Below are 9,039 nucleotides of genomic sequence, written 5' to 3'. Positions count from 1 at the left end.
AGATTTCCGCTGCTGGCAGCGAAAGCAAGTAGTCAACCTATTTGTTTGCAGAAAGTAACGGTGTGGCTGGTAAGAAACCCCTACTTCTAAGCGAAGCGTAAGTAGGGGAGGTTCATTAAGTTACGATAATAGAAAGGAATTGGCCGCATGTCGACAACAGACAAAATCAAATTGACTTCTTACTCCAGCAAAGGAGGTTGCGGCTGCAAAATCGGACCGGCCGACTTGGCCCAGGTCATTCGCAGTCTTCCTTCGGCGGCGCCGAATCCCGATCTGCTCGTCGGCCTGGATACGAGCGACGACGCGGGAGTGTACCGCCTTAACGACGAGCTTGCGCTCGTGCAGACCGTCGACTTCTTCACGCCGATCGTCGACGATCCATATTCTTTCGGCCAAATCGCCGCGGCTAACGCGATCAGCGACATCTACGCGATGGGGGGCACCCCGTTGACGGCGCTCAACATCGTGGCGTTCCCGATCACTACGCTGGACAAGCAGGTGCTCGCGGACATTCTGCGCGGCGCGGCGGACAAGGTGAGCGAGGCGGGCATTACGCTCGTGGGCGGGCACTCTATCGACGACAAAGAGCCGAAGTTCGGTCTCGCCGTGACCGGCCTTGTACATCCGGCGAAGGTTCGAACCAATGCCGGTGCGAAGGCGGGAGACCAGCTGATCTTGACGAAGCCGATCGGGGTAGGCATTCTGACGACGTCCATCAAGAAGGAGCAACTGTCGGAGGAGGAGGTTGCGCGCGTTACGGCGGTGATGGCGACATTGAACAAAACGGCCGCCGAAACGATGAGCCGCTTCCAAGTCCACGGCTGCACCGACGTGACCGGATTCGGGCTGCTCGGTCATGCGCTGGAGATGGCCAAAGGCAGCGGAGTGGGGCTGCGCATCGCGAAGGATCAGGTTCCGCTGCTGCCTAGAGTCAGAGAGCTCGCGGATCTTGGCTTCGTTCCCGGCGGGACGAAAAACAACTTCGCCCACATTCAAGATTCGGTCGCGTTCCCGGAGTCCGCGGATCAAGTCGACAGATGGATTTTGTGCGACGCCGTCACTTCGGGCGGTCTGTTGATTGCCGTCTCGCCGTCCGATTCCGACGCTCTGCTGGAGGCGCTGCGCGAAGCCGGCGTAGAGGCAAGCCGGATCGGCGAGGCGGTGGAGGAGCATCCGGGACGGATCGTGGTTGTGTAGAAGAGGCTGAATGAGAGCTTCAAAGTAAGGAGAGAATCTATTTGCTTCAAGATATTACCCTCGAAGAATTAAGAACGCTGCAACAGAAGCAGGAGCTTGCGTTCGTAGACGTTCGCTCTCCGTCCGAATACGAGCTGGCCACCATACCGGGCAGTCTGAACATCCCTTTGTTCGACGACGCCGAGAGAGCGGAGATCGGAACGATCTACAAGCAGACGAGCGTCCAGGCGGCGAAAGAGCGGGGACTCGAGATCGTCTCGGCCAAGCTTCCCGCCTTTATTAAGGAATTCGCGGGCATCCGACCTAAGAAAGTCGTGTTTTGCTGGCGCGGCGGCATGAGAAGCAAGACGACGGCAACGCTTCTGTCCTTGATGGGCATTCAAGCGTTCCGTTTGATCGGCGGCTATCGGGAGTATCGCAGATGGGTCGTCGAAACGATAAATACGTTGGATTTCCCCCCGCGGGCTTACGTGATCCACGGCAACACGGGGACGGGAAAGACGGCGCTGCTCCGCCGATTAAGAGAGGAAGGTTACCCGGTATTGGATCTGGAGGCGATGGCGGGGCATCGGGGATCGATCTTCGGGCACATCGGCTTGAAAAGCCGTAATCAGAAAACGTTCGACGCTCATCTTCTCGAAGAGATGCTTCGTTACCGGCATTCTCCCTTCGTCCTGTTCGAAGCGGAGAGCAAACGAATCGGGAAAGTGATGCTGCCCGATCCGCTGATCCGCAAAAAAGAAGAGGGCGTTCCGATCTGGATCGATATGCCCGTCAGTGCGAGGGTCGAGCAAATCCTTGTCGATTATCGCCCTGTGGAATTTAAGGAGCAATACGTTCAAGCGTTCAGGCAAATCAAGCTGCGCATTCATACTCCCGTCGCGGCCGAGATCGAAGCGTTGCTGCTGGCAGACCGTTTCGCGGAAGCCGTGGAGCTGCTTCTCTTACACTACTACGATCCGAGATATGCCTATACGGCGGAGCGGTACGGGGATCGCCCGGAAATCCGCTTCAGCGTCCGGAACGCGGAAGAGGCGCTACAGGCGGTTCGAAGCTATATGTCCGACGCATAATCTCCCGGTAGAATGCTGAAGCGATCACGCCGTGACCTTCGGAATTGGGATGTACGGTATTCTCCGGAAGATGAAGCCGGACGTTCCCATGCGTCAATCCGTACAGATCGATGCAAGGAACCGACGTTTTCCGGCAAGCCTGCATCACTTCGTCTGCCTTGCGTTGATTCTGCTCTACGGAATAAAACGTATTGTATGGAATATTGGAGACGATCAGCTCCGCTTCGGGCATCAGCTCCCTGATGCGGTCGATGCCCTGAACCATGGGCGAATACGGACTCTCGTCGTTCATGCCTGCAAGCCACAGGATAAGCTCCGGCTTACGAGGCGCGGCAACGGCATCGAGCACGCTTGTAACCGTGCGAATCGAGGCGCCGGATAAGCCGTGTACGCTAACCGGAACGGCAAGCATGCCTTGCAGCCTGCGTCCGTATAACCCGAGCGGTCTGTCTTCGACGTTGGCGCCGAAGGTGATCGAATCGCCGACGCAGACGATTTGGTGGTAACTGACCTTCAAAGGCTTTACGAAATCCAGTTCAAGATAATCGAGATTCAAGCGGCAAGAGGATGAGCGTTTATTCCTCCGGCCGCTTTTTCGTATTTCCAACGTATGGAATCCCGCTTCCAAATGGTCGATGGAACAGACGAGTATGCCATGACGATCGGATGGACTGTACAGATCGATCTCCTGAAGTCGTTTTCCATCCACCCAAATCTCCGCAAGGCCGTAGTCGCCCGTTGAAGCGTACACCTTAGCGGAGCGAAAAGCCCCGCTCCATCTCGCCGCAGCGTCGTCAACGGCCGCATCGTTTGTTTCATGCCTGCTTCCAAGACTGGCATCGACGCAAGGAACCGCATTCCATTCCCCTTCGTAATCCATAGCGATATTTTCAATTTTCATTTCCGGCATAGGCCGATCTCCTCTTTATGCATGAATAGGAACCGCCCAAATCGTCCAACTCCCCGTCAGTCGCGGGATCTCGATGACCAGGTAACGCGAAATATCGCGCAAAACAAAAGAGAGATCCGACGTTACGTCGCACTGCGAAGCCTGCTCCCCAAGCTCTTGCAAATAAGGACCGTATTCGTTCGGCGCTCCCTTGATCACCAGGTCGATCGAGGCGTTTTCGGTTGACCTGAGCACATAAATTCTGCAGCGCGAATAACCGTGCATATCCATTGGATTGCTGCGTCTCGTGCCGGGTGTCGGCAAGTAAATGTGGGCGGGCGGCGGAGCAACTGGATGACAACAGAATTGCCGCATCATCTTAGCGCCTCCTTTCTAGCTCATTGTAGTAGGGAATCGAAGAAACGAATACGAGATTTTTTTTACTGCGTTGTCCATTTTCTACTACTTGAGCCTAACCTATTGTAGCCCTATTTCAGATTGGTTACTGTATCATCACCGGGAGGAGGGACATCAAGTTGGTTGAAAACAGGTTAAGGTTACAGGTTAGCAAGAATAAACGCTATCTCGAACGAGAGGACGGAACGCCGTTCTTCTGGCTTGGCGATACGGCTTGGCAGCTTTTTCATAAGCTGAATCGCGAAGAGGCTTCGCATTATTTGTCCTGCCGGGCAGAACAAGGCTTCAATGTCGTTCAAGCCGTCGCTCTCGGGGATCTCGTGGGCACGTCGACCGGCAACGCGTATGGAAGAGTGCCGCTCCTCAGAGACGCGGAAGGCCGAATGGATCCCGCGAGTCCGGATCTGTCCGGGCCGTATTCCTATTGGGAGCATGTCGATTTCGTCTTGGAAACGGCCGCCGAGAAGGGGATTTACGTAGCCCTGCTGCCGACTTGGGGGGATAAGTTCAATAAACAATTCGGCAAGGGACCGGAGATCTTCACGGCAGAGAATGCTTACGCGTATGGTCGATGGTTAGGCATGCGTTACCGAGAGCACCCGCAAATCATCTGGGTATTGGGGGGAGACCGGGCCCTGCAGAAACGTTCGCATTTCGAAATCGTGAATGCGATGGCGGAAGGGTTGAGGGAAGGAGACGGCGGCAAGCACCTCATGACTTTCCATCCGAAAGGTTCGGCTTCCTCCTCCGGACAGGTTCACGAGGAAGATTGGCTCGATTTCAACATGATCCAGTCCGGGCATGGCGGGGGGGAGCAAACCAATTATCGGCGGGTTCAGGCCGATTACGGTCTGTCGCCGGTCAAGCCGGTACTGGATGCGGAGCCGTGCTATGAGGACTTTCCCAGAGGCTTCAACCCGCATAACGGTTACTTCGATGAAGACGATGTCCGGCAAGCCGCCTATTACGCGGTGTTCTCCGGGGCATTCGGCCATACGTACGGGCACCAATCCGTATGGGCGATGTGCGACGGCCTGTACGATTCGGTAGAGCAGTCCGAGCCCGGCGCGTTTTTTATTATGTCATGGCAGGATGCTCTCTTGAGGCCGGGGGCGAGCCAAATGCGGCATTTGAAAGCGTTGATGGAATCCTTCGGAATCGCCGAAGCCGAACCGGATCAAACGCTTATCGCGCATCCCTTTGCAGGAGCCAACTACATGCCCGGAATCAGGGGAGCGGGCAGAGCGATGATCTACTGTCCGAACGGCTTGTACGTTGACGTTTCATTGAACCGGATCGGAAGCGAGACGGTTCGCGCGGCCTGGTTTAATCCGAGGAACGGTCAATCTACGCAAGCGTCCGAGCCGGCAGAGTTCCCGGGCTCCGGCATTCGCAGGTTCTTCGCCCCGTCAAGCGGCAGAGGGAACGATTGGGTGCTTGTCCTGAACAAGGCATCTTCGAAAGGCTGACCGCAACATTTTCGCAATCGACTTTCAATTCATAACCAAAGGTGGAATACAGCATGACTTTGACGAATATCCGGAAAAAAGCCCGCGTCGGGGTAATCACGGTCGGTCACGAGCCGTATTGGGGACAATTCGAAGGCTTGAAGGAAGAGCTGGAAGGCTATGGACGACAATTCGAGGATCTGCTGGCGGGCAACGATGTGGAAATCGTCAGCGGGGGCTTCGTCGACAATGTGGACAAGTCTTTCGCCGCAGCCGCCTACTTGAAATCCCGCGACGTGGATTTTCTGTTCTGCAACCTGAGCACTTACGTCACTTCGTCTTCTGCGGCTACGGCCATTCTCAACCTGAACGTTCCGACCGTGCTGGTGGCGCTCCAACCGTTGAAACGTCTGGATTACCGGAACACCACGACTTATATGCAGCTGGCGAACGACAATATTTGCTCTCTGCCGGAAATCGGGGGCGTGCTCGTCAGGGCCGGCAAGCCGGCGGCGGGCATGATCGTCGGGACGCTGCGCGACGACCCGAGAGCCGTAGCGGAATTAAGGGCCTGGTGCCAGGCGGCGAACGCCCGCAGGGCGTTCAGGCACGCGAAGATCGGATACCTGGGTCATACGTACGAAGGCATGTACGATATGAATTCGGATCCGACGGCGTTCACGGCGGCCTTCGGCTCCCATGTTCAAATGCTGGAGATGTGCGATCTCGCGAAGCGGGTCAACGGGGCGACGAGCGGAGAAGTCAAGGACAAGATCGACGAGATTCAAAGCGTCTTCAAGATCGCGGATCCGTTCATCGATCCCGTGACGAGACCGATTAAGCAGGAGGACCTGGAGTGGTCCGCCAAGGTGGCCGTCGGGCTGGACAAGCTGGTGTCGGAATTCGGCTTGACCGGTCTGGCTTATTATTACAAGGGTCTGGATAACAATGAGTACGAGCGGATCGGCTCGAACATGGTGCTGGGCAATTCCTTGCTGACGGGGAAGGGCATTCCTCTGGCGGGGGAAGCGGACCTCAAGACGTGCGCGGCCATGCTCATCCTGGATCGGTTGGACGCAGGCGGCTCGTTCGCCGAGCTGCACCCGTGCGATTTTGTCGATAACGTCGTGCTGGTCGGGCATGACGGTCCTCATAACATCAAGATCGCGAACAGACGGCCGATCATCCGCGGACTGGATCTGTTCCACGGCAAAGCCGGCTCGGGCATCGGCGTCGAGTTCAGCATCCAGACGGGACCCGTAACGCTGCTCGGTATCTCGCAGACGGCGGACGGCCGCTTCAAGATGATCGCGACCGAAGGGTTATCCATTCCGGGCGAAATCCCACAAACCGGCAATACGAACACGCGCTGCAGCTTCGATCGCCCGGTGGCGGAATTCATCGAGCAATGGTGCTCGGCGGGGCCGACCCACCATTTCGCGCTCGGCGTCGGCCACGTCAACGCCAAGCTGAAGAATGTCGCCAAGGTGCTGGGCATCGAGCTGGAAATCGTATAAAAGGGGTGGACGTCATGACCGGCATGCGCGAGAAACAGTTGAAGAGAGCGACGTTGGAGATGAGTCTGAAGCCGTTCAAAAGTCTGGAGCAAGCGGCCGTCGACGAGGTATGCGCGGAAGCGCTTCGGCAGTGGAAACCTCTGCTCGACATCGCGGAATCGGCCTCCATGCTGCTGTGGATTTCGGACGGCAGCGAAATCTTGACCTGGAACGGACGCGAAACGGATTCCTTCGAATGGGCGAAATATATCGGGTTCGCGAACGAAGAGTATTTCAGCCACATTCAGGACCGGGACAATCCCCGGATTGCCCGTCTGTACACGGCAAATCCGCCGGACATGACCTACGGGGATCTGAAGCGCATCGTCGCTTCGTTCAAACGGATCGCCGATGAGCGATTCGGGATAAGGCTGGAGGTCGGGGCCACGTTCGACGCGGGACCGGAGTTCGCTTACTCAGATTTTAAATACAAGGCGCACCCGGAGATCAATCGCGCGGAGCTGGGAGGCCGTTACGTTGCGCTGAAGGCCGATTATACCGTCGTCTGCACGTGGTCGAAGCTGAAGCAGGATGATTCGTCCTATGCGGCTTACCCCGACGGAATTCCGGAGGGAACGCCGTTCGGCGAGTTTTTCGGCAAGCAATGCGCCAGCTTCCTGCCCGCGCTCGGGTTCGATTATATCTGGTTCTCCAACGGTTTCGCGCTGTCGTACTTTCCGTGGACGTACCTCGGAGCCAATTACGACGGAACGAATATCCCGTTGGCGGATCATGCCGAGCTATCTGCGAAAGTCCTGTCGTTCTGGGATTTGTTCAAGAGGGAATGCCCGGACTACCGGGTAGAGATCCGGGGAACCAATTTCGGAACCGGCATGGATCTGGCGAAGGATTGTATCCCGATGCTGCAGCTCTACGAGAAGAACTACCTGGAATATCCGGCGCCCAACTCGCCGTGGGGGGCGCTCAACTTCGACTTCGGGCTGGAGATGACCGGCTACATGTCGCGGATCGCGGAGCTGCCGGGCGAGACTTTTCCTTATCGCTTCTACCCGAACGACCCCTGGTTCTGGCAAAATCCTTGGTTCGACCTGTACGACAGGGAACCGCACGATATCTATTGCCCGCTGTCCGTTGCCCGAGTGAACGAATCCGGAGAGACGGAGAGCCCTGGCGTCGTCGAAATTTTAACGATCGATACGGAGAAGGGAGAGCTGGCCGAGGAAGGTCCGGCCGAGATCGTGCCGCATATCCGAAGGGCGCTGAAGGATCGTCCCAACGAGCCCGGCTTGATAACTTGGCTTTATCCTTTCCGGGAGCTGCATCATGCGGCAGTCTCCCCCAACGACCGGTCGGGCATGATCTTCTTCCATGACTGGTTCGTGCGCAACGCGATTAACGAAGGGCTGCCGCTGAACACCGTCGTCGGCACGGACGTCTTCTTCTCGATGAAGGAGGAGGCCGTCGGCAAGCTGCGCGATACGATCCTGTTCGTGGCGACGGGCTGGCTGGAAGGCGAACAAGCGGAAGCGGTCGCGAATTATGTACGGCGAGGCGGACAAGTGCTGCTGTACGGCGCCGTGCGCGACGCGCATCTGCTTGAACTGCTTCGGCTGCAAAACGCGCAGCCGCTTGAGGGCGAGTTCGAGTACCGTCTGACGGGCATGGAAGACGGCTTGGAACGGGAGGATACCCGGGCTCGCAAGCTGCGCCACTACGGCTTAATCGGAGACGGCGGACTGGCGGAGACGTTGGCGGTCGGGACCGATGCACATACGGCAGTCGTCTGCGAGGTGAGGCAAGGCGAGGAGAGGCGCGCATTCGCGCTAAGCCGCTCCCTGCCGGAATGGAACGGCGGGCGCGCAGGATGGGTGCGGGGCTCGCTTCCGTTCGAGCCGTCCGGCGTCACTCATCTGCCGGTACGTCAGGCAGACGAATGGGCGGATTCGTCGAGCGCCGTCCGTTCCGTGCTCCGGCATTTCGGTTATACGGTCATGCAGAACAAATACGCCCAGAGCTCGGCATCCGCGCTCCTGTTTGTCAAGCGGCACGACAATGGCTATTTTTTCGTCGGCTGCAAGAAGGATACGTCCGTGTCGTTCCGCCTGCGATTTCCGGACGGCGAACCGGTTATCACCGGACAGACGTCCGTGATCGGCCAAGGCTGCGCGGCGTACGCGCTGGACCGGACGTTCCATGAGGAATGCCGGATTTTCGCCGAGCAGATCGGCCCCTCCCAGGTGAGCTGCCGGGAGATGAGCGCTATACCGACTCGCAGAAAGCAGTCGGTGCGTCAGCTTGTCGTCAGCGGTCTGGCGGATGCCGTGCTGACGGTGTATCCGCCGCTGGCCGCGCTCGAGGCCGGCCTGGTGGAGCTTCGCGCGGAACATGCGGACGGGGAAGCCATTTCGTTCGAGCGACGGGAGAACAAAATCGTCGCGCGTTCGGTAAACGGCAGCGTCAGCATCACTTGGTAACGGTAGAAGAGAAGGGACGGATCA

General features: G+C 57.6%; 7 protein-coding genes. 5 read left to right on the top strand and 2 right to left on the bottom strand.

The genetic code is table 11. From position 1 onward, the window contains the following. The first annotated feature begins 147 nt into the window (after positions 1-147). Positions 148-1,197 (top strand): selenide, water dikinase SelD, encoded by a 1,050-nt coding sequence (selD, locus tag ACESLM_RS24380; RefSeq protein WP_372635507.1) that lies wholly within the window; start codon positions 148-150, stop codon positions 1,195-1,197. A gap of 41 nt (positions 1,198-1,238) precedes the next feature. After that, a complete protein-coding gene (gene mnmH / locus ACESLM_RS24375) occupies positions 1,239-2,270 on the top strand; it encodes a tRNA 2-selenouridine(34) synthase MnmH (protein ID WP_372635504.1) in 1,032 nt (343 codons plus the stop codon). Here the strand turns inward: mnmH and ACESLM_RS24370 are convergent. Both ACESLM_RS24370 and ACESLM_RS24365 read right to left on the bottom strand, forming a co-directional pair. Beyond that, on the bottom strand, positions 2,209-3,180 hold the full coding sequence (locus tag ACESLM_RS24370) for an SGNH/GDSL hydrolase family protein (protein WP_372635501.1): 972 nt from the start codon (positions 3,178-3,180) through the stop codon (positions 2,209-2,211). The two genes, mnmH and ACESLM_RS24370, sit on opposite strands and share 62 nt — an antisense overlap. Positions 3,181-3,195: 15 nt before the next feature. Next, positions 3,196-3,537: a hypothetical protein gene (locus ACESLM_RS24365; RefSeq protein ID WP_372635498.1), complete on the bottom strand. Its 342-nt coding sequence runs from the start codon at positions 3,535-3,537 to the stop codon at positions 3,196-3,198. Between the two features lie 158 nt (positions 3,538-3,695). Here ACESLM_RS24365 and ACESLM_RS24360 point away from each other — a divergent pair, with 158 nt between their 5' ends. The 3 genes from ACESLM_RS24360 to ACESLM_RS24350 are packed head-to-tail and all read left to right on the top strand — an operon-like array spanning position 3,696 to position 9,015. Next, positions 3,696-5,045, top strand: coding sequence for a glycoside hydrolase family 140 protein (locus tag ACESLM_RS24360; RefSeq protein WP_372635495.1), 1,350 nt, complete (start codon positions 3,696-3,698; stop codon positions 5,043-5,045). A 53-nt stretch (positions 5,046-5,098) separates the two neighbouring features. Beyond that, complete coding sequence (locus ACESLM_RS24355; RefSeq protein ID WP_372635492.1) at positions 5,099-6,541, top strand: L-arabinose isomerase family protein; 1,443 nt, start codon at positions 5,099-5,101, stop codon at positions 6,539-6,541. A gap of 14 nt (positions 6,542-6,555) precedes the next feature. Further along, positions 6,556-9,015, top strand: coding sequence for a hypothetical protein (locus ACESLM_RS24350; RefSeq protein ID WP_372635489.1), 2,460 nt, complete (start codon positions 6,556-6,558; stop codon positions 9,013-9,015). Positions 9,016-9,039 lie beyond the last annotated feature (24 nt).

Origin of the sequence: Cohnella sp., from assembly GCF_041641335.1 — a bacterium.
Taxonomy (GTDB): Bacteria; Bacillota; Bacilli; order Paenibacillales; family Paenibacillaceae; genus Cohnella.
The sequence above is the reverse complement of the archived record's forward strand: the minus strand, read 5'-3'. Positions and strand labels throughout refer to the sequence as shown.

Bases quoted from the DNA above. Each gene is read 5' to 3' on its own strand.
- selD (WP_372635507.1), top strand. From the start codon at position 148: ATGTCGACAACAGACAAAATCAAATTGACTTCTTACTCCAGCAAAGGA.
- ACESLM_RS24370 (WP_372635501.1), bottom strand. From the start codon at position 3,180: ATGCCGGAAATGAAAATTGAAAATATCGCTATGGATTACGAAGGGGAA.
- ACESLM_RS24365 (WP_372635498.1), bottom strand. From the start codon at position 3,537: ATGATGCGGCAATTCTGTTGTCATCCAGTTGCTCCGCCGCCCGCCCAC.
- ACESLM_RS24355 (WP_372635492.1), top strand. From the start codon at position 5,099: ATGACTTTGACGAATATCCGGAAAAAAGCCCGCGTCGGGGTAATCACG.
- ACESLM_RS24350 (WP_372635489.1), top strand. From the start codon at position 6,556: ATGACCGGCATGCGCGAGAAACAGTTGAAGAGAGCGACGTTGGAGATG.